This is a genomic window from Amycolatopsis sp. NPDC028719 (assembly GCF_055565395.1).
In genome coordinates this window covers 659640-678614 of record NZ_JBVHUL010000002.1, presented here as the reverse complement: position 1 = coordinate 678614, position 18975 = coordinate 659640, and the positions used below count along the sequence as shown (strand labels likewise).

Here is an 18975-nt window from a genome sequence, read left to right as displayed (position 1 = left end):
GGCCGCGCCACCCGGGCGCGGCGGGATCCACCGGGAGCAGTCATGAGCGTGATCGTCACCGAGTTCGTCACCCTGGACGGCGTCATCGAAGACCCGGACGGTTCGGGCGGAACAACGACCGGCGGCTGGGCCTTCCGGCACGGCCCGGAAGCGGTGGCCGGGGACAAGTTCCGGCTCGGCACGCTGCTCGAAACCGGCACCCTGCTGCTCGGCCGCACCACCTGGGAGCTGTTCGCCAAGCTTTGGCCCGGCCGTACGGGCGAATTCCCCGACCGCCTCAACGCGGCCCGGAAGCTGGTCGCTTCGCGCACGCTGAACGACGTGTCCGCGTGGCGGAACTCCTCGCTGCTGCAAGGAGAACTCATCGACGAAGTCGCGAAGGAAACCGGCGATCTCGTCGTCATCGGCTCCGTCGGGATCGCCCAGGCGCTCGGTCGGCACGGTCTCGTCGACGAGTACCGCCTGCTCGTGTTCCCCACCGTGGCGGGTGCGGGCCGGCGGCTCTTCGACGACGTGCCGGCACCGGTGGACCTGCGGCTGGTGTCGGCCACCGCGGTCGGTGCCGCCGTGCTCAGCACCTACCGGACGCGCTAGGGCCGCACGAGGCTCGCGAGCCAGCCGCCGAGGACCTGCTGGACCTCGGCGCGGGTCCGGGCCGCGTCGTCGGCGGCGGCGATCATCCTCGCCGCCTCCATCACCGCACTGAGCACCAGCTGAGCCAGGGCCCGGACGGGCATCTCCACGATCAGCCCGTCCGCCCTGGCCTGCTCGAGGACGGCGACGATCAGGCCGAGGCCGTATTCCGCCTCGATCTCGCGCCAGACGTCCCAGCCCAGCACGGCGGGTGCGTCGGTGAGCGAGATGCGGCGGACCTCCTCGCGCAGGCATGCGTCGAGGAAGACACCGAGGCCCTCAAGCATGCCGGTCAGCGGGTCCGCGCCGCCGGCGAACGCGGCCCGGACCTCCTCGGTCAGCTCGCGTTCCAGCTCCTCGACGACGGCGCGGAACAGGCCCTGCTTGTCGGCGTAGTGGTGGTACAGCGCGCCGCGGGTGACGCCGGCGGCGCGGGTGATCTCGTCCGCCGGGACGGCCTGGTAACCGCGGGCGGCGAACAGTTCGCGCGCGGCGGCGACCAGGGCGGCCTTCGTGCCGGCGGAACGGTCCTGCTGGGTACGTCGCACCCGCCTAATCTGCCATGACGCCCGCGAACTCGGCGATGTGCCCGGCCAGCGCGGCGGGCTGGTCTTCGGAGACGAAGGTGTAGGAGTCCGGGATTTCCACGACCTTCGCGTCCGGGAGCAGCGCGGCGAGCCGGTGGGCCAGCCGGATCGGGAAGAGCTTGTCCTCCGGGGCCCACGCGAGCAGCACCGGCCGGTCGAAGGTCCGCAGCGCCTCGGCGGCGGCGAGCGTGTGGCGCGGGTGCACTTCACGCAGGAGCTTGCGCAGGTCGCGGCGCACCCCGGCGGACTTCCGCAGCGGCGAGAGGTAGGCCTGCGCGACGGCGTCCGGCAGTGGCCGCTTGACCACCCAGCCGAAGAGCACGGGCAACGGGTACAGCGCACGGATCCGCAGCAGCTGCCCGAGCACCGCCATCGAACCGGGGATCCGGGCGAGCGGTGGCAGCGCCTTGAAGATCGGCGGGAAGAAGTGCTCGAAGCAGTCGGACGGCGTGAGCACGACCCGCGCGACCCGGTCCGGGCGGCGGCTGAGCAGGATCTGCGTCAGCGCGCCGCCGGTGTCGTTCGCGACGAGCGTGACGTCCCGCAGGTCGAGCGCGTCGAGGAAGTCGGCGATCAGGTCGGCGTTGCCGGTGGGGGAGAGGTCGGCGTCCGCGCGCATCGGGAGGTCGTGCGAGCCCAGCGGCAGATCCGGGGCCAGGCACCGGAACCCGGCGGCGGCGACGTCCGGTACGACCTTCCGCCACAGTTCGGCGTTCGTCAGCACGCCGTGGACGAACACCACCGGGGCGCCCGCGCCCCGCTCGAAGTACCGCACCTCACCGGCCGGCAGCCGGACCCGGTGCTCCTGGCCCAGGGATTCGCTCGTGTCGTCATGACGCGAGGTTACATACATGGTGTATGTATGTAAATGCTCGCGACTGTCGGACGTCGCGAAGAGCGAGGGATGGGGAATGCGATGGTGCCCCGGACTTGGCTTCGGGGAAAGGTCGGACCCGGGGCACCACCGCCCGCGGGACAGCTGACACGGTGCCCTGCGGTGGACCAACCCTACGAACCGCCGGCGCGCCTGACCAGGGCCTCGATGCGGTGTCGAAGGTTTGTCGCCCGGTCAGTGGCCGCACCTACCGAGAGTGGGTCGCCCGCCGGGTCCTGGGTGCTCGGCCCCGCGGTGAGCGGCGGCGATCGTGGTAGCCTTCGGTTGAAACTTCAACCGATTTGCGTGCCGCGCGCGGGAGCCCCGATGTCGATCTTTCGCCTGAACCACGCCGTGCTCTACGTCCGGGATCTGGCCGAAAGCGTCGCGTTCTACCGGGACGTGCTCGGCTTCGACTACATCGAAGGCGGCGACGTGCACCGCGGCGCGGCGTTCCTGCGGGCACCCGGGTCGGCCAACGACCACGACCTCGGCCTGTTCGAGCTCGGTTCGCACGCCGCGGACTCGGGCGCGGGCAAGACGTCGGTGGGGCTGTACCACCTGGCGTGGGAGGTCGACACCCTCGGCGACCTCGAACGGCTCGCCGGCCGCCTCACCGAGGCCGGCGCGCTCGTCGGCTCGTCCGACCACGGCACCACGAAGTCGTTGTACGCCAAGGATCCCAGCGGGCTCGAGTTCGAGGTCGTCTGGATCATCCCGCGCGAGCTGCTCACCGACGACGACCGGGCGAGGAGCGGGCGGCTCGACCTCGCGGCGGAGCTCGCGAAGTACGGTCCCGAGGCCCGCAGCGGCGTCGGGATCTCGCGTCCCTAGGCCGTGACGCGCTCCGGCGCCGGCTCGGAATCCCGCCGCAGGGCGGGGAGGTTGCCGAGCGCGAAACGGCCGGGGCCCACGAACGCGACGACGAGCAGGCTCCAGCAGAACAGCGTCGCCGCTTCGCCGCCGTTCTGGATCGGGAACAAGCCGTCCGGCATGTGCGCGGTGAAGTAGGCGAAGGCCATCGAACCGGAGCCGAGGATCGCGGCCGCCCGGGTGCCGAGGCCCAGGCAGACGAGCGCGCCGCAGACGAGCTGGATCACCGCCGCCCACCACCCCGGCCACGCCCCGACGGCGGCCGGGGCCTTCGCGCCGAACAGGCCGAACAACGTCTTCAGGCCGTGGCAGGCGAACAGGAAGCCGATGACGATCCGGTAGAGCCCGATGACGTGGTCGCGGGCCGGGTCCAGGCGGTGCATGGTGCCTCCGGTGAGCGGGGTGCGGGCGGCATCGAACCGGCCGGTGGTGTCACCGGCCGCTGCGGATTCGGTGGTTCAGATATACCGTCCGTGCGAAGGGGACACACCCCCCGAAAGTTGCTTAACCGGTTTTCCGAAAATTTCGGTCCAGTGGTCTGAACCTCTTGCTTTGTCTTGTGGTGGAACCGGAAACCGCCAGACGGGTGATCTTCACTCAGTGGTTCAGACCAGTTAGGCGGCTGGTCCGTGTTTCCCTATTGTTTCCGATTGTTTTCGTCCGGAAGTATTCGGCGGCGCAGCGGTTTCGACGCTCTGGCGTCGCAAGTCGCTCACGGTCGGCGCGACGGGAGCGGGCTCGCCCGATACCTGCACAGCCGCACGAACATGTTCGCCCCGAACGTGCTCGTAACGAACATGTTCGCTACAGTGAACCCATGGCTCCGGAAAGCACCTACAACCGCCGCGAGCGCCCGGCGAAACCGGCGCTGACCCGGGAAGGCATCGTCGCGACCGCGGTCGCGGTGATGCGCGCCGAGGGTGTCGAGCGTGTCACCATGCGCCGGCTCGCCAATGAGCTGGACACCGGCCCGGCCTCGCTCTACGTCTACGTCAAGGACACCGAAGAACTGCACGCCGCGGTGCTCGACGAACTGCTCGCGGAGGTCGACCTCGGCGGGGCGGGGGACTGGCGCGAGCGCCTGTGGTCGGTGCTGGACTCCTACCGGACGGTCCTGTTCGCGCACCCGAGCCTCGCCCGCGTCGCGCTGGTGACCCGGCTGAGCGGGCCGCACTACCTGGCCGTCGTCGAGGCGGTGCTCGCGCTGCTCGACGAGGGCGGCATGGCGCCCGGGCAGGCCGCCTGGGCGGTCGACGTGCTGCTGCTGACCGCCACGGCGACCGCCGTCGAACACGGCAGCCGCCGGGAGAAGCCGGGGGCCGCCCGCGAGCACGAGGTGATGGTCGATTCCCTGGCCACGGTTTCCTCGCTGACCCACCCGCACATCGCCGCGCTGGCCGCCGACCTGGTGTCCGGACCCGGCCCCGCCCGCGCGCGGTGGGCGTTCGACGCGCTGCTCAACGGCGCGCTCGCCACGCCGCGGCCCGAGCCCGAGGAGACCTGATGACCCGCATCGCCATCGTCGGCGGGGGCCTGGGCGGCCTCACGCTGGCCCGCGTCCTGCACACCCGGGGGATCGCGTCGACCGTCTGGGAACTCGACGCTTCCCCGGCCGCCCGCGACCAGGGCGGCACGCTCGACCTGCACGAGGAGTCCGGTCTGCGCGCACTCGCCGAGGCCGGCCTGACCGAGGAGTTCCGCGCCGTCGCGAGGGAGGAAGGCGAGGCCCTGCGGATCCTGGACCGCGACGGCGTCGTCCACTTCGAGGAAACCGCCGAGGAGAGCGGTGGCACCCGGCCCGAGGTGGATCGCGGGGACCTCAAACGGCTCCTGGCCGAATCGCTGCCGGCCGGCGTCGTCCGCTGGGGCACCAAGGTGACCGCGGTGTCCGCCGGCCGGCTCACCCTGGGCACCGGCGAGGTCGTCGAAGCCGACCTGGTCGTCGGCGCGGACGGCGCGTGGTCGAAGGTACGGCCCCTGCTGTCGGCCGCCGTGCCGGTCTACTCCGGACTGTCGTTCGTGGAGGCTCATCTGTCCGATGTGGACGAGAAGCACCCGGCCGTGGCCGCGCTCGTCGGCCCGGGTTCACTGTTCGCGCTGGCCGGTGGGAAAGGGCTGATCGCCCAGCGCAACGGCGGCGGGCGGATCCGCGTGTACGCCGCCGTGCGCACCGAAGACCCCGCCGCGGTCACGGACCTGGCCGACCGCGCGCGGCTGCTCGACGTCTTCGGCGACTTCGACGCCGGGCTGCGCGCCCTCATCGAGGAAAGCGGCGAAGCCCTGGTCCCGCGTCCGATCCACGCGTTGCCGGCCGGCCACCGCTGGGAGCGCGTCCCGGGCGTGACCCTGCTCGGCGACGCGGCGCACGTCATGTCGCCGTTCGCGGGGGAGGGCGCGAACCTCGCCATGCTCGACGCCACCGGACTGGCCCTCGCGCTGGCCGCCCACGACGACGTCGAAAGCGCTCTCGCGGCGTACGAAGCCGCGCTGTTCCCGCGAGCGGAAGAAGCCGCCCGCGAGTCGGCGGACAACCTCGAAGCCAGTTTCCGGACGGACGCGCCCGCCGCCATGGTCGAGCAGATGCTCGCCCACACCGCCCACCCCTGACCGGAAGGAACCACCATGACCCGGACCCTGCGTCCCCACCCGGGACTGGACATCCCCCTCGTCGACACCGGCCGCGGCGACCGCACGGTCCTCGTCCTGCACGGTGGCGCCGGCCCGCGCGGCGTCGAGCCGATCGTCGAGCACTTCGCGCCGCACGCCCGCGTGCTCGCGCCGACTCACCCGGGCTGGGCCGGCACGCCCCGCCCGGACTGGTTCTCCGGTGTCGACGACCTCGCCGTGACCTACCTCGACCTGCTGGACGACGAGGACGCCGGCGACGTCCTCGTGGTCGCCAGCTCCTTCGGCGGCTGGGTCGCGTCCGAAATGGCCGTGCGCGACCGCGGGCGCCGGATCGGCCGGCTGGTCGTGCTCGACGGCATCGGCCCGGAGGTCGAGGGCCACGCCGTGAGCCTGCCGCAGCCGCCGCCCGGCGCGCCCGGGCCGGACCCCGCGGACCTGGCCGCGCTGCGGGTCTACGGCGGCCCGCGGATCGCCGACCCGAAGCTGCTGCGCCGGCTCGCGCGCGTCCGGATCCCGGCGCTGCTGGTCTGGGGTGCCGACGACGTCGTCGTGCCGCCGGAGTTCGGCAAGGTCTACGCGGCCGCGTTCGCCGACGCGCGGTTCGAGGTCGTGGCGGGCGCCGGGCACGTGCCGCACGTTCAGGCGCCGGCCGAAACGTTCGCCCTGATCGACGAGTTCGCCGGACGAGCTTGATCGTCCACCCCCTAAGGTGGCTCCATGGTGGACGAAGAAGTCGTCTCGGACCGCATCCGGCAGATCGCCGCCACCCTCGCGGACCGGGCGGGCGAGCTGACCGGGGAGCTGGTCCAGCTGTACGCGGCCGACCTGCCGCAGCTGGTCAACGACGACGAGCGCATGGTGAGCCTGCTGTCGGCGAGCGTCTACCAGAACATCGAGACCGCCCTGCAGATCTTCCGGCACGGCATCGACCCCGCGACCGTCGATCCGCCGGCCGCGGCCATGGAGTACGCGCGGCGCCTGGCGCAGCGCGGCACGCCCGTGTTCGACCTGATCCGGGCGTACGACCTCGGGCAGGCCGCGATGCTCGACTTCGGGTTCCAGGAGTGCATCCGGCTGGTCGACGACGCGGCCCTGCTCGGGGCCATGATGCGCCGGCTGCTCAAGGTCGCCTACGAGTTCATCACGCGGGTGGTGCGCCAGCTCGTGACCGTCTACCAGGACGAACGCGACAAGTGGTTGCTCAACCGGAGCGCCGCGCGGGCGGCGAAGGTGGTGGACCTGCTGGGCGAGAACGGCGGCCCGCCCGACGTCGACGCGGCCGAGGCGGTCATCGGCTACCGCCTGCGCGGCACGCACGTGGGCATGATCGTCTGGCACACGTCCGAGGCCCACGACGTCCTGTCGCTGCTGGAATCGGTCGCGGGCGCGGTCCTCGAGCGGGCCGGCGGCCAGGGACGTCCGCTGTTCGTGCCCCGCGACGAGGCCGGCGCCTGGGTGTGGCTCCCGGTGGCATCGGTCCGCCGCGAACACCTCGACGCCGCGCTCGCGGAGGCCGACCCCGGCGTGCGCGTGACCGTCGGCGACCCCGGCACCGGCGTCGCCGGCTTCCGGGACACCCACCAGCAGGCCCGGCGCGTGCACGCGCTGGCGCTGGCCGCCGGCGAGCACTGCGACCGCGTGCTGACCTTCCGGGAGGTCGGCACGGTCGCGCTGATGACGACCGACCTCAACGCGGCCCGGCTGTGGGTCGCGAGCACGCTCGGGCCGTTGAGCGCCGACGACGAGCACTGCGCGCGGCTGCGGGACACGCTGCGCGTGTTCCTCGCGTCCGGCGGCAGCTACACGGGGGCCGCGGCCGAGCTGACGATGCACAAGAACTCGGTGCAGTACCGGGTCCGCAAGGCGCAGGAGCTCCTGCCTCGCGACCTCGCGGAGAGCCGCTTGGACGTCGAGCTCGCGCTCAACCTGAGCCACCGCCTGGGTGCGGCCGTGCTGTCGCCGGCGTGACTTTGGTCCCCCGGACCACCGTCGTCGAAGATCGTTGGTGCCCGGGCACGAAGCTGGGATGAGCCGTTCGGCCTACGGTCCGTGTATGGGTGAAAACGGTGGGATGCTCGCGCTGGTGCGGCTACGCCGAGGCGTCGTCGGCGAAAGCAGACGCGTCTGCCACCTGATCCCCGTCCCGCCCGCGGGCGCGGTGCCGGCGCGGCTGACGGCGCTGTGCGGCGAGGAGATCTTCCCCGGCGAGGCCGAAGTGCTCGACGGGCTGCGCGGGATGCCGTGCCACGCCTGCCTGATGCAGAGCGCGCCGACCGGGCCGGGCCTGCTGGCCAACGCGGGCTGAGCCGGCGGCCGGCGCCGTGGCAAGCTGACGCGGTGCTCGACGAGACGTCCCGGCCGGTGGTGGTCCTGCTGGCCCATCCCCGGCCGGGGAGCTTCAACCACGCCCTTGCCGCGCGGGTCCGCGACTGCCTCGCCCGCGCCGGGCGGCCGGTGTTCTTCCACGACCTGTACGCCGAAGACTTCGACCCCGTGCTGACCGCGGAAGAGACGTACACCAGCGGGACCCGAGCCGAGGAGTTCCTCGCCGCCGAACCGGATCCGCTGGTGCGGCAGCATCGGAACGAACTGCGCGAAGCGGGCGGGCTCGTGGCGATCCACCCGAACTGGTGGGGCAAACCGCCCGCCATCCTGAGCGGCTGGCTCGACCGGATCCTCGTCCCCGGCGTGGCGTACCGCCTCGACGACGCCGGCGGCGCGCCGGAGTCGCTGCTCTCGCTGCGCGGCCTGCTCGTCGTGAACACCTCGGACACGACCGAGGAGCGCGAGCGGACGCTCTTCGGCGACCCCTTGGACGCGATCTGGAAGCGCTGCCTCGCGCCGTACCTCGGCGAACCGGAGGTGCGCCGGCTGGTGCTGCGCGTGGTCGCCGACGCGGACGAGCGACGCCGGGCCGGGTGGCTCGACGACGTCGAAACCGAGGTCCGGCACCTGTTCGGTGGTCACTGACCGGTTCCGGTCACTTCCGGTGAAGACCTTGAGCGGGCTTCGCGCCGCGTGCGACTCTCGGCTCGACCGGCTACCGGACTGCACCGAGGGGGAACCGTGGGCATGCTCGAGCGGATGGCCGAAGAACGTCGTCGCCGTCAGGGAAACGCGCCGGAAGCGCCGGCCGGGCAGCAGTGGGGCACCTGCGTCAGCGTCCGGGAATCCGGCGATCGCCGCCGCAAGATCGCCCGGGTGCTGCTCGCGAGCGGCCTGGTCGTCACCGCCTACCTGCCCCTGAACGCCATCGCGCCGGCGGTCGACGCGCCCGTGCTGGTGCAGACCCGGGCGATCGGCGACGAAGGCCACGGCCGGGGCGTCGTCGTTTCCGCGATCGGGGACTCGAAGCCGCCGACCGTCGCCATCGTCGAGTACTGACCGCCGTGCGCACGGTCTCCCTGGTCACCCTGGGCTGCGCACGCAACGAGGTCGACTCCGACGAGCTCGCCGCCCGGCTGGGCGGCTCGGGGTGGCGCCTCGCCGAACCGGGTGGCGAAGCCGACGTCGTCGTGGTGAACACCTGCGGCTTCATCGAAGCGGCCAAGAAGGAGTCGATCGACACGGTCCTGGCCGCGTCCGGCAAGGGCGCGAAGGTCGTCGCGGTCGGCTGCCTGGCCGAGCGCTACGGCCGCGAGCTCGCCGACGCGCTGCCGGAGGCCGACGCCGTCCTGTCGTTCGACGACTACCCCGAGATCGGCGACCGCATCGAGGACGTCCTCCTCGGCCGGACCGGGCCCGCGCACACCCCGCGCGACCGGCGCACGCTGCTGCCGATCACCCCGGTCGAGCGGTCCGCCGAGCAGGTCGCCCACGTGCCCGGCCACGGCCCGGCCAGCGGCCCGCGAGTGCTGCGGCACCGGCTCGGCGGAGGGCCGGTCGCGCCGCTGAAACTGGCGTCGGGCTGCGACCGGCGGTGCACGTTCTGCGCGATCCCGAGCTTCCGCGGCGCGTTCGTCTCGCGGCCGCCCGCCGAGATCCTCGCCGAAGCCGAGTGGCTCGCCGGGCACGGCGTGCGCGAGCTGGTGCTGGTCAGCGAGAACTCGACGTCCTACGGCAAGGACGTCGGCGACCTGCAGGCGCTGGAGAAGCTCCTGCCGAAGCTCGCCGCCGTCGCCGACCGCGTCCGGGTGAGCTACCTGCAGCCGGCCGAACTGCGGCCCGGGCTCGTCGAAGCGATCGCCGGGACACCCGGCGTCGCACCGTACTTCGACCTCTCGTTCCAGCACGCGAGCGGCCCGGTGCTGCGCCGGATGCGCCGGTTCGGCGACCGGGAGCGCTTTCTGCAGCTGTTGGAGCGGATCCGGGCGATAGCGCCGGACGCCGGCGTGCGCTCCAACTTCATCGCGGGCTTCCCGGGCGAGACCGACGCCGACTTCGCCGAGCTGAAGCGCTTCCTGGAGCAGGCCCGGCTGGACTCCACCGGCGTGTTCGGGTACTCGGACGAGGACGGCACCGAAGCCGCCGGCCTGCCGGACAAGGTGCCGGCCCCGGTGCTCGCCGAGCGCGTCGAGGAGCTGTCCGTCCTGGCCGACGACCTGGTCTCCCGCCGGGCGGAGGAACGGCTCGGGGCGGTCGTCGACGTGGTCGTCGGGACCGGCGGGCACGGCTGGGCGGCGCACCAGGGACCCGAGGTCGACGGGCACGTGACGTTCGCCGGACCGGCGCCGGAACCGGGTTCGCTGGTCCGGGCGGAGGTCGTCGGCACGCACGGCGTCGATCTCGAAGCCCGCGTCCTCACCGAAGAGCGCTGAACACGAGCTTCGCCGCCGCCGCGATCAGCCGGTCGTCGGCGGTCGCGTCCTTCGCCTTCTTGTCGGACATCACCACCAGCACGACCGGCGCGCGTCCCGGCGGCCAGACGACGGCGATGTCGTTGCGGGTCGCGTAGCCGCCGGTGCCGGTCTTGTCGGCGACGGCCCAGCCCGCGGGCGTGCCCGCCCGGATCACGGTCGCGCCGGTGAGGTTGGCGCGCATCGTGTCCGTCAGGATCTGCCGCTTCTCCGGCGGCAGCGCGGTGCCGAGGGTGAAAGCGCGCAGGCTGCCGGCCATCGCCTGCGGGGTGCTCGTGTCGCGGATGTCGCCGGGCGAAAGGTCGTTGAGGCCGGGTTCGGTCCGGTCGACGTGCGTGGTCGTGTCGCCGATCCCGCGCAGCGCGGCGCCGAGCCCCGGTGGCCCGCCGAGTTCCTTGAACAGCAGGTTCGCGGCGGTGTTGTCGCTGTAGCGCAACGCCCCGTCGATCGCGTCCCGCAGGGAAATGCCGGTGGTGACGTGCTTTTCGGTCACCGGGGAGTTCGGCTGGAGGTCGGCGCGGGTGTACTTCAGCACCTTCGCGAGCTCGTCGACGCTCGTGCGTTGGAGGACGGCGGCGGCCGAGAACGCCTTGTGCGTCGAGGCGTAGCCGAAGCGTTCGTCGGCGCGGTGGGCGAGTTCGCGGCCGGAGCCGGTGTCGACGGCGTACACGCCGAGGCGGGCGTCGAACTCGCGCTCGAGGGGCGCGAAGTCCGGTTGCGGGGCTTCGGCGGACTTCGACGGCGACGGCGCCGGCGGGGCGGCCACCGGGGCTTCGGCGGTGCAGGCGGTGAGCGACACGAAGGCCAGCGCGGCGAGCGCGGCCCGCCGGACGTGGGGGAACGGCACGAGGCATCCTTTCCGATCTTGATCGACCTCCGCAGTCTCACCGGCTTCGGTCATGCTGTCCAAGACGGAAACGAACGGTTCGATGCCGGAATCGCATAGAGTGGCGGGGTGGATCTGGTCGGCGGCTGCAGGGCGTTCGTGAGCGTGAGCGAGGCGGGGAGCTTCACGGCGGGCGCCGCGGTCGCGCGGATCCCGCAGCCGGTCGCGAGCCGGCGCATCGCCGCGCTCGAGCGGCACTTCGGTGAGCGGCTCTTCGACCGGACGACCCGCCGGGCGCGGCTGACGCCGTTCGGACGGGACGTGCTGCCCACGGCCAGGCGGCTCGTGCAGCTGGCCGACACCCTGGAACACGACGCGCGGCGGGCGCGCCTGCGGCCGATGAACGTGGCCGTCCCGGACATCTGCGGGGTGCGCGAGCTGGCGGAACTGGCCGCCGAGGCCCGCACGCGGGAGGTCCACCTGGAGTTCCGCGTCGCTCCGCCGGGGGAGCGGGCCGAGCTCGTGCGCACGCAGGAGGTGCGAGCGGCGCTCGTCGCGGTCCCGGCCGGCGAGGGCGAGTGGTCGGTGCCCCTGGGGCTGGCCGGGGTGGTCTCGCCGCCGGCGCGGGTGGTGCACCTGGAGACCCTCCGGGCCGGGCGGGCCGGCGGCGCCCGGCGCCACGTGTGGATCCAGCCGGAGGACGACGTCCCCCACGTCCGCGACCCGCTGCTGCGGGCCCGGGACGCCGTGGGCCTGCGGCCGGCCCAGGTCGCCGTGGCCGGCTCGCTGACCGCGGCCGCCGCGGCGGTGTTCGGTTCGGCGGACCTGCTGCTGTGCTCGGCCGCGCAGGCCGACCAGCTGGGGTTGCACTGGCGGCCGGTCGGGGAGGTCCCGCTGGCGCGTGGCTTCGAAGTCGCGGCCGGATCGGGCGATGACGCGGAGCGGGTGCGCGGCTTGTCTGCCGCGGTCGCGCGGTGTTTAGGGGTCGAGGGGTGAGCGCGGAAGCGTTGGTCCGGCAGTTGCGGGCCGAACTGGACGAGGGCGGGTTGCGTGGCTCGTTCCTGGTGCGTGACCTGCGCTCCGGGCACGAGCTGGGGATCGACCCGGATCGGGTGTACCCGATCGCGTCGCTGGTCAAGGTTCCGCTCGCGGCGGCGACCCTGGAGCGCATCCGCCGCGGCGAGCTGGACGGCGCGACGCAGCTGGAGGTCGAGCCCGGCGGGGTCACCACCCCCGGGCCGATCGGGCTGACGCGGTTCCGCCACCCGGCCCGGATCGCGGTCGACGACCTGCTGTACCTGAGCACGGCGCTGAGCGACGGCGTCGCGGCCGACGTCCTGTTCGGCCTCACCCCGCCGGACCTGATCATGCACACGCTGGACGGCTGGGGTTTGCGCGGAATCGCCGTGCGCCACCTGATGGCGGATCTGGTCGACACCCCGGCCGAGCGGTTCGACGCGGGCGAGGCCGACCTGGCCCATTCCCTCGCCATCGGCGCGGGCACGGCGGGACAGGGGCACCGGCTGGCGCAACTCGACGTCACGCGAGCGAACGCGGCGTCGGCGCGGGCGGTGCTCGAGCTGCTGCAGGCACTGTGGACGCCGTCGCGCATCGATCCGGTGGTGGCCGCCGGCGTCCGGGAACTGATGGCGCACAACGTGATCCGCCACCGCCTGACACCGGACTTCGCCTCGGACGCGGCCCGCTGGTCGTCGAAGACGGGGACGCTGCTGAATCTGCGGCACGAGGCCGGGGTGGTCGAGCACGCGGACGGGCGGGTGTTCGGAGTGGTGGCGCTGACGGAGTCCCGGGTGCCGGCGGTACTGCAGCCCGAAGCGGACGTGCTGATGGCCCGAGTTGCCCGCGCCCTGCGCGATCACCTGCGCGGCGCGTGACATCGGGCTGGCCGCGTTCCCACGAGCCGCCGCCGAGCACTCGCCGAGCACCCTCGAGCACCCTCGAGCACCCTCGAGCACTCGCCGGGCGTCGGCGAGCACCGGCCGAGCCGCTGCTGGCCGAGCCGCGAGCGGCCCCGCGAGCCGCCGCCGAGCACTCGCCGGGCGTCGGCGAGCACCCTCGGGCACTCGCCGAGCCGCCGGTGAGCACCGGCCGAGCCGCTGCTGGCCGAGCCGCGAGCGACCCCGCGACCCGCCGCCGAGCGCTCGCCAGCCGCTGCCGGCGAGCTGCGAGCGACCCCGCGAGCGCCGCCGAGCCGTCGGTGAGCACCGGCCGAGCCGCTGGCGGCCGACCCGCGACCCGCGAGCCGCCGCCGAGCACGAGCCGAGCACTCTCGAGCGACCCCACGAGTACCCGGCGAGCCGCCGGCGAGCGACCCGACCGAAATCCCGCCGCCGCGGCTCAGGCCGGCGCTGCCACCCCGAACTCCACCTCCGCGGTCCGCACCGTCCCCGCCGTCCGGCCCGGCGCCGTGTGGAACTGCCAGTACAGGTTCGTGTGCGCGATGACCGCTCCCGGCTCCGGCGCCCCGTACGCCGACAAGTCCTCCGTCGTGTGCGCGTCGGACACCAGCGTCGCGTCGTAGCCGCGGGTGATCGCGCCGTGGAGGGTGGCGCGGATGCACGCGTCCGTCTGGGCTCCCGCCACCACCAGCCTGCCGATGCCACGCGCCGACAGCACCGCCTCCAGGTCGGTGTCCTCGAACGAATCGCCGTAAATCTTGTGCACCAACGGTTCCGTCTCCCGCCGCACCAGCTCCGGCACGTACTCCCACACCTCGCTCCCGCGAGGGAACTCCTCACTCGTGTGCTGGACCCACACCACGTCGACCCCGTTCGACCGCGCCTTGTCCACCAAGGCGACGATGTTCGCGAGGACGGCCGCGCGGTCGTGGGCCCCGTTCATCACGCCGTTCTGCACGTCGACGATCAACAGGGCGGTGTTCGGGCGATCGGGCAAAGTCGTCATGCCGCTCACCTTAAACGCGGGCACCGACAGTTTCCGCGACGTAGCATGATCCGCCATGGACTACGGGATGCTGCTGCTCGGGGTCGTCCTGCTCGTGGTGGTCGTCGGCCTGGGCTCGTCGGCCACCGAACGCAGGCTGACCCGCCGGCTCGAGCGGATGGAACGGAAGCTGGACGCCATCGTCGCGCAGCTCGGCGTCACCGTCGAGGAACCGGGGCTCGCCGAGGTCACCGCGCTGCTGCGCGAGGGCAAGAAGATCCAGGCGATCAAGGCCTACCGCGAGAACACGGGCGCGGATCTCAAGGAAGCGCGCGACGCCGTGGAGCGGCTCGCTTAGGGCGCCCCGCCGACGTGCTTCGCCGAAACCGCTTCCCACACGGAGTCGAAGTTCTCGTAGCGGTCGCCGGCGGGCAGGCCGCCGAGCGACCCCAGCACGGAGTCGCCGCCGCCGGCCGCGGCGGCGCGCCGCAGGAGCTCCTCGCGGCCGCACGGGTAGTCGGTCTCGGCCAGGTGCTGTTCGAGGCTGGAACGGTCCGGTGCAGGCATGATCCCCGCGTACCCGCCGCGGACGGCCCGAAAACTCAGCCTACGACGATCGTGTGGTCCCCGCGGGGCACGAGCTCCCCGATCACCGGGTGACCCGGCAGTTCCCCGGCGACCAGCAGCCCGCCGGACGTCTGCGCGTCGGCCAGCAGCAGCGCCTCGTCCTCCGGGATCCGGGACAGGTCCGCGTGCGGGCGCACCCAGTCGAGGTTGCGGCGGGTGCCGCCGCTGACGTACCCGTCGCGCAACGCCTCACGCGCGCCTTCGACGTAGGGCACGGCCGCCGGGTCGAGCCGCGCGGTGACCCCGCTCGCCCTGGCCAGCTTGTGCAGGTGGCCCAGCAGCCCGAAGCCGGTGACGTCGGTGGCGCACACGGCCCCCGCTTCGAGCGCGGCGCGCGCGGCCGCGTCGTTCAGCGTCGTCATGACGTCGATCGCCTGCGCGAACCGTTCGCCGGTGGCCTTGTGCCGCGAGTTCAGCACGCCGATGCCCAGCGGCTTGGTCAGCGTCAGCGGCACGCCCGCGCGCCCGGCGTCGTTGCGCAGCAGCCGCGAAGGATCCGCGACGCCGGTGACGGCCAGCCCGTACTTCGGCTCCGGATCGTCGATGCTGTGTCCGCCGGCCAGGTGGCAGCCCGCCTTCCCGCAGACGTCGAGGCCGCCGCGCAGCACCTCGCCCGCCAGCTCGAAGGGCAGCGTCTCCCGCGGCCAGCCGAGCAGGTTGACCGCCACCACCGGCGTGCCACCCATGGCGTAGACGTCGGACAGCGCGTTGGCCGCGGCGATCCGCCCCCAGTCGTAGGCGTCGTCGACGACCGGGGTGAAGAAGTCGGTGGTCGCGATGAGCGCGGTGGACCCGGAGATCCGGACGGCGGCCGCGTCGTCGCCGGTGTCGAGGCCGACGAGGAGCTCGCCGACCGGATGGGTGGGGGAGCTGCCGGTGAGGCCGCGGACGGCCTCTTCCAGCTCGCCGGGCGGGATCTTGCACGCACAGCCGCCGCCGTGCGCGTACTGCGTCAGTCGAAGCGCCACCGGTTCATCGTGCCCGCCGGCCGCGAACTTGGCAGGATGGCGGGCATGGTGCAGGGAGGCGTATCCGGCCTGGTGACCGGCACGGTCTTCAAAACCGTTGAGCGGCAGGTCCTGCCGCTGGCGGGTTCGATTCCCGTCCGCCTCCGCCATGCCTGACCCCCGCCGCGCGATCCCGCGGACCGACGCGCTGCTGGCCGAGCCCCGGATCGCCAAGTTCGCCGAGACGCTCGGCCGGGACCTGGTGAAGGCGGCGATCCAGGCCGCCCAGCAGGCCGCGCGGGCCGGCGAGATCGCCCCGGGCGACGTCGTCGACGGCGTGCTCGCGCGGCTCCCGGCGAGCGCGGCGTCGCTGCGGCCGGTCATCAACGCGACCGGCGTCGTCGTGCACACCAACCTCGGCCGCGCCCCGCTGTCCGCGGCCGCCCTGGACGCCCTGGTAGCGGCCGGCGGCGCCACCGACGTCGAGTTCGACCTCGCGACCGGAGAGCGGGCCCGGCGGGGGCGGGGAGCGCTGGCGGCGCTGGCCGCCGCCGTCCCGGCCGCCGGCGCCGTGCACGTCGTCAACAACAACGCGGCTGCCCTGCTGCTCTGCGCGCTGGCGCTGGCCCCGGGACGGGAGATCGTCGTCAGCCGGGGTGAGCTGGTGGAGATCGGGGACGGCTTCCGCATCCCCGACCTCCTGGTGTCGACCGGCGCCCGGCTGCGCGAGGTCGGCACCACGAACCGGACTTCGGTCCGCGACTACGCCGACGCCGTCGGCCCGGACACCGGGTTCGTGCTCAAGGTGCACCCGTCGAACTACCGCGTCACCGGCTTCACCTCGGAAGCGGCGCTCGGCGAGCTGGCCGGCCTCGGCGTGCCCGTGGTCGCCGACATCGGCTCCGGCCTGCTGGCCCCGCACCCGCTCCTGCCGGACGAACCGGACGCCACGAGCGCGCTGCGGGCGGGCGCCACGGTCGTCACGGCCAGCGGCGACAAGCTGCTCGGCGGCCCGCAGGCCGGCCTCCTCCTGGGCGACGCCGACGTAGTCGAACGGCTGCGGCGGCACCCGGCCGCGCGGGCGCTGCGCGTCGACAAGCTCACGCTCGCCGCGCTCGAAGCGACGCTCCGCGGGCCCCGGCCGCCGGTGCGCACGGCCCTCGACGCGTCCGTCGCGAGCGTCCGAGAGCGAGCGGAGAACCTGGTCCGAGCGCTGGAATGCGTGGACGCCCGGGTGGTTTCGTGCGTCGCCGCCGTCGGCGGTGGGGGAGCGCCGGGCGTCGAGCTGCCCAGCGTCGCGGTGAGCCTGCCCGCCCGGTACGCCGCCGCGCTGCGAACGGGCGAACCCGCGGTCGTCGGCCGCGTCGAACGGGACCGGTGCCTGCTCGATCTGAGGACCGTGCGCCCGGAAGAGGACGCGAAGCTCCGGGAGGCCGTGCGCCGATGCGGGTGATCGTCACCGCCGGCCACGTCGACCACGGGAAGTCGACTCTCGTGCGCCGGCTGACCGGGATGGAACCGGACCGGTGGGCCGAGGAACGCCGTCGCGGGCTCACCATCGACCTCGGGTTCGCCTGGACGCGGATCGGCGCCGAGGACGTCGCGTTCGTGGACGTGCCGGGCCACGAACGGTTCGTGCCGAACATGCTGGCGGGCGCCGGGCCCGCGCCGGCGGTGCTGTTCGTGGTCGCGGCCGACGAGGGCTGGATGCCGCAGTCGGCCGAGCACCTCGCCGCGCTCGACGCGTTCGGGGTGCGGCGCGGGCTGCTGGTCGTCACCAAGGCCGACCGGGCCGACCCGGCGGCCGCGACCGAGGCCGCACTGGCCGAGATCGGCCGGACGTCGCTGGGTGCGGTGCCGAGCGTCGCCGTCAGCGGGACCACCGGCGCGGGCTTCGACGCACTGCGCGCGGCGATCGCCACCCTGGCCGGAACGCTGCCGGCCCCCGATCCGAGCGCCGACGTCCGGCTGTGGATCGACCGGGCGTTCACCGTTTCGGGCGCCGGCACGGTCGTCACGGGCACCCTGGCCGCGGGGACGATCGCCGTCGGCGACGAGCTGCTGCTCGGCGACGCGCGGGTGAAGGTCCGCGGCCTGCAGGCCCTCGGCGAACCGCACGACCGGGTGACGGCCGTGGCCCGGGTGGCGGTGAACCTGCGCGGCACCGCGCGCGCCGGCGTCGGACGCGGCGACGTCCTGCTCACGCCGGGCCGGTGGCACGCGACGGCCGAGTTCGACGTCCGGCTGCGTGGCGTGGACGCCGCCGCGGTCCACCGGAACCTGGTGCTGCACCTCGGCACGGCGGCGGTGCCGGTGCGCGTCCGTCCACTGGGGACGGACACCGCGCGGCTCACGACGGCGTCCGCCTTGCCGCTGCGCGTGGGCGATCGCGGGCTGCTGCGCGATCCGGGGGAGCACCGGATCGCCGCCGGGTTCGACGTCCTCGACGTCCGGCCGCCGTCGTTGGCTCGCCGCGGTGCGGCGCGGGCCCGGGGCGACGAACTGGCTTCCCCCCACCTCGCCGCGGCCTACCTGCGCCGCGTCGGTTTCGTCCGGGCCGCGGACTTCGCGGCGATGGGGCTGCCCGAGACGGGCGACCCGGTCGGCGGCTGGCGCGTGGACCCGGCCCGGTTCGCCGCGCTGCGTGCGGAGGCCGCGGCGATCGTGCGGGACTGGGACGCGGTGGCGGCGGGAGTGCCGGTGGAGGCACTGCGGCAGCGGCTTGGCCTGCCCGCACCGGAACTGGTCGGCCCGCTGCTGGCGGGCACCGGCTTCGAGGTGGCGGGCGGGCTCGTCCGGCGGCCCGGCGCGGGGCTCGCCCCGGCCGTCGAGAAGGCCCTGGAAACGGTGGCGAAGCGGCTCGCCGAGCACCCGTTCCGCGCCCCGGAGGCGGACGAGCTGCGGGCGCTGGGCCTCGGCCGCCGCGAGCTGGCGGCGGCCGTCCGCCTCGGCCGGCTGACGGCGGTCGCGGAGGGGGTGGTCCTGGGGCCGGACGTCGAAGAGCGCGCGATGACAGAGTTGCGCTCGCTTTCCCGGCCGTTCACGGTTTCGGAGGCCCGGCGGGCCCTGGACAGCACCCGCCGGGTGATGATCCCGCTGCTGGAACGCCTCGACGCGGCGGGCCTGACCGAACCCCTGGGTGACGGGACCCGCCGCACGGTGGGCTGAAACGTCTTGAATGAGTCATTCAAGACCTCCGAAGACCTGAATGACTCATTCAAGACATTCGGCCGGGGCGGCCGCGGACCGCGACCCGCCGGACGAGTGGTTAGACCTGCGA

22 protein-coding genes and 1 tRNA gene are annotated in these 18975 nt (G+C 73.7%); 16 read left to right on the top strand and 7 right to left on the bottom strand.

All coding sequences use genetic code 11. The annotated features are described in order from the left end of the window. Nucleotides 1-42 precede the first annotated feature (42 nt). Entirely contained in the window at nucleotides 43-594 is a 552-nt protein-coding gene (locus tag ACZ4TR_RS11170; RefSeq protein WP_465286889.1) for a dihydrofolate reductase family protein, read from the top strand. Here ACZ4TR_RS11170 and ACZ4TR_RS11165 read toward each other — a convergent pair. Together ACZ4TR_RS11165 and ACZ4TR_RS11160 are read right to left on the bottom strand one after the other, a co-directional pair. Further along, nucleotides 591-1181: a TetR/AcrR family transcriptional regulator gene (locus ACZ4TR_RS11165; protein ID WP_465286888.1), complete on the bottom strand. Its 591-nt coding sequence runs from the start codon at nucleotides 1179-1181 to the stop codon at nucleotides 591-593. The genes ACZ4TR_RS11170 and ACZ4TR_RS11165 overlap by 4 nt on opposite strands. A 4-nt stretch (nucleotides 1182-1185) precedes the next feature. Continuing rightward, a complete protein-coding gene (locus ACZ4TR_RS11160; protein ID WP_465286887.1) occupies nucleotides 1186-2073 on the bottom strand; it encodes an alpha/beta fold hydrolase in 888 nt (295 codons plus the stop codon). A gap of 348 nt (nucleotides 2074-2421) precedes the next feature. Between ACZ4TR_RS11160 and ACZ4TR_RS11155 the strand changes: the two genes are divergently transcribed. Next, nucleotides 2422-2928 carry a VOC family protein gene (locus tag ACZ4TR_RS11155; RefSeq protein WP_465286886.1) on the top strand — a complete coding sequence of 169 codons (507 nt, stop codon included), beginning with the start codon at nucleotides 2422-2424 and terminating at the stop codon, nucleotides 2926-2928. Here ACZ4TR_RS11155 and ACZ4TR_RS11150 read toward each other — a convergent pair. Next, nucleotides 2925-3350, bottom strand: a complete 426-nt coding sequence (locus tag ACZ4TR_RS11150) for a DoxX family protein (protein WP_465286885.1) — start codon at nucleotides 3348-3350, stop codon at nucleotides 2925-2927. The genes ACZ4TR_RS11155 and ACZ4TR_RS11150 overlap by 4 nt on opposite strands. Nucleotides 3351-3784: 434 nt before the next feature. Between ACZ4TR_RS11150 and ACZ4TR_RS11145 the strand changes: the two genes are divergently transcribed. The 8 genes from ACZ4TR_RS11145 to rimO all read left to right on the top strand — a co-directional run bounded on the left by ACZ4TR_RS11145 (nucleotide 3785) and on the right by rimO (nucleotide 10352). Beyond that, the gene (locus ACZ4TR_RS11145; RefSeq protein WP_465286884.1) at nucleotides 3785-4471 is read left to right on the top strand and encodes a TetR/AcrR family transcriptional regulator; all 687 of its coding nucleotides are present in this window, start codon (nucleotides 3785-3787) and stop codon (nucleotides 4469-4471) included. Then, a complete protein-coding gene (locus tag ACZ4TR_RS11140; protein WP_465286883.1) occupies nucleotides 4471-5574 on the top strand; it encodes an FAD-dependent oxidoreductase in 1104 nt (367 codons plus the stop codon). The genes ACZ4TR_RS11145 and ACZ4TR_RS11140 overlap by 1 nt, the downstream gene beginning before the upstream one ends. A 15-nt stretch (nucleotides 5575-5589) precedes the next feature. Next, the gene (locus ACZ4TR_RS11135) at nucleotides 5590-6288 is read left to right on the top strand and encodes an alpha/beta fold hydrolase (RefSeq protein WP_465286882.1); all 699 of its coding nucleotides are present in this window, start codon (nucleotides 5590-5592) and stop codon (nucleotides 6286-6288) included. Nucleotides 6289-6312: 24 nt separating this feature from the next. After that, nucleotides 6313-7563, top strand: coding sequence for a PucR family transcriptional regulator (locus ACZ4TR_RS11130; protein ID WP_465286881.1), 1251 nt, complete (start codon nucleotides 6313-6315; stop codon nucleotides 7561-7563). A gap of 85 nt (nucleotides 7564-7648) precedes the next feature. Beyond that, nucleotides 7649-7900: a hypothetical protein gene (locus ACZ4TR_RS11125; protein WP_465286880.1), complete on the top strand. Its 252-nt coding sequence runs from the start codon at nucleotides 7649-7651 to the stop codon at nucleotides 7898-7900. A gap of 32 nt (nucleotides 7901-7932) precedes the next feature. Then, entirely contained in the window at nucleotides 7933-8565 is a 633-nt protein-coding gene (locus ACZ4TR_RS11120) for an NAD(P)H-dependent oxidoreductase (protein ID WP_465286879.1), read from the top strand. A 96-nt stretch (nucleotides 8566-8661) separates the two neighbouring features. Next, nucleotides 8662-8979 carry a hypothetical protein gene (locus ACZ4TR_RS11115; protein WP_465287359.1) on the top strand — a complete coding sequence of 106 codons (318 nt, stop codon included), beginning with the start codon at nucleotides 8662-8664 and terminating at the stop codon, nucleotides 8977-8979. Beyond that, a complete protein-coding gene (gene rimO / locus ACZ4TR_RS11110; protein WP_465287345.1) occupies nucleotides 8976-10352 on the top strand; it encodes a 30S ribosomal protein S12 methylthiotransferase RimO in 1377 nt (458 codons plus the stop codon). The genes ACZ4TR_RS11115 and rimO overlap by 4 nt, the downstream gene beginning before the upstream one ends. On the opposite strand, the gene bla is transcribed toward rimO, so the two are convergent. Further along, nucleotides 10336-11238 carry a class A beta-lactamase gene (gene bla / locus ACZ4TR_RS11105; protein WP_465286878.1) on the bottom strand — a complete coding sequence of 301 codons (903 nt, stop codon included), beginning with the start codon at nucleotides 11236-11238 and terminating at the stop codon, nucleotides 10336-10338. The two genes, rimO and bla, sit on opposite strands and share 17 nt — an antisense overlap. 108 nt (nucleotides 11239-11346) lie before the next feature. On the opposite strand from bla, the gene ACZ4TR_RS11100 reads away from it, so the two are divergent. Then, on the top strand, nucleotides 11347-12213 hold the full coding sequence (locus ACZ4TR_RS11100) for a LysR family transcriptional regulator (protein ID WP_465286877.1): 867 nt from the start codon (nucleotides 11347-11349) through the stop codon (nucleotides 12211-12213). Beyond that, nucleotides 12210-13112: a serine hydrolase gene (locus ACZ4TR_RS11095; RefSeq protein ID WP_465286876.1), complete on the top strand. Its 903-nt coding sequence runs from the start codon at nucleotides 12210-12212 to the stop codon at nucleotides 13110-13112. Before ACZ4TR_RS11100 ends, ACZ4TR_RS11095 begins: the two co-directional genes overlap by 4 nt. Before the next feature lie 463 nt (nucleotides 13113-13575). Here the strand turns inward: ACZ4TR_RS11095 and ACZ4TR_RS11090 are convergent, their stop codons facing one another. Continuing rightward, on the bottom strand, nucleotides 13576-14142 hold the full coding sequence (locus ACZ4TR_RS11090; protein ID WP_465286875.1) for an isochorismatase family protein: 567 nt from the start codon (nucleotides 14140-14142) through the stop codon (nucleotides 13576-13578). 55 nt (nucleotides 14143-14197) lie between these two features. Between ACZ4TR_RS11090 and ACZ4TR_RS11085 the strand changes: the two genes are divergently transcribed. Next, entirely contained in the window at nucleotides 14198-14479 is a 282-nt protein-coding gene (locus ACZ4TR_RS11085) for a hypothetical protein (protein WP_364528431.1), read from the top strand. Here ACZ4TR_RS11085 and ACZ4TR_RS11080 read toward each other — a convergent pair. After that, nucleotides 14476-14688 (bottom strand): DUF2795 domain-containing protein, encoded by a 213-nt coding sequence (locus ACZ4TR_RS11080; RefSeq protein ID WP_364528434.1) that lies wholly within the window; start codon nucleotides 14686-14688, stop codon nucleotides 14476-14478. The two genes, ACZ4TR_RS11085 and ACZ4TR_RS11080, sit on opposite strands and share 4 nt — an antisense overlap. Before the next feature lie 35 nt (nucleotides 14689-14723). Further along, entirely contained in the window at nucleotides 14724-15716 is a 993-nt protein-coding gene (selD, locus tag ACZ4TR_RS11075; RefSeq protein ID WP_465286874.1) for a selenide, water dikinase SelD, read from the bottom strand. A 54-nt stretch (nucleotides 15717-15770) separates the two neighbouring features. Between selD and ACZ4TR_RS11070 the strand changes: the two genes are divergently transcribed. The 3 genes from ACZ4TR_RS11070 (at nucleotide 15771) to selB (ending at nucleotide 18863) form a co-directional block, all read left to right on the top strand. Then, nucleotides 15771-15865, top strand: a tRNA-Sec gene (locus tag ACZ4TR_RS11070). Beyond that, the gene (gene selA / locus ACZ4TR_RS11065) at nucleotides 15865-17148 is read left to right on the top strand and encodes an L-seryl-tRNA(Sec) selenium transferase (protein WP_465286873.1); all 1284 of its coding nucleotides are present in this window, start codon (nucleotides 15865-15867) and stop codon (nucleotides 17146-17148) included. Before ACZ4TR_RS11070 ends, selA begins: the two co-directional genes overlap by 1 nt. Beyond that, entirely contained in the window at nucleotides 17139-18863 is a 1725-nt protein-coding gene (gene selB, locus ACZ4TR_RS11060; protein ID WP_465286872.1) for a selenocysteine-specific translation elongation factor, read from the top strand. Before selA ends, selB begins: the two co-directional genes overlap by 10 nt. Nucleotides 18864-18975: the final 112 nt, after the last annotated feature.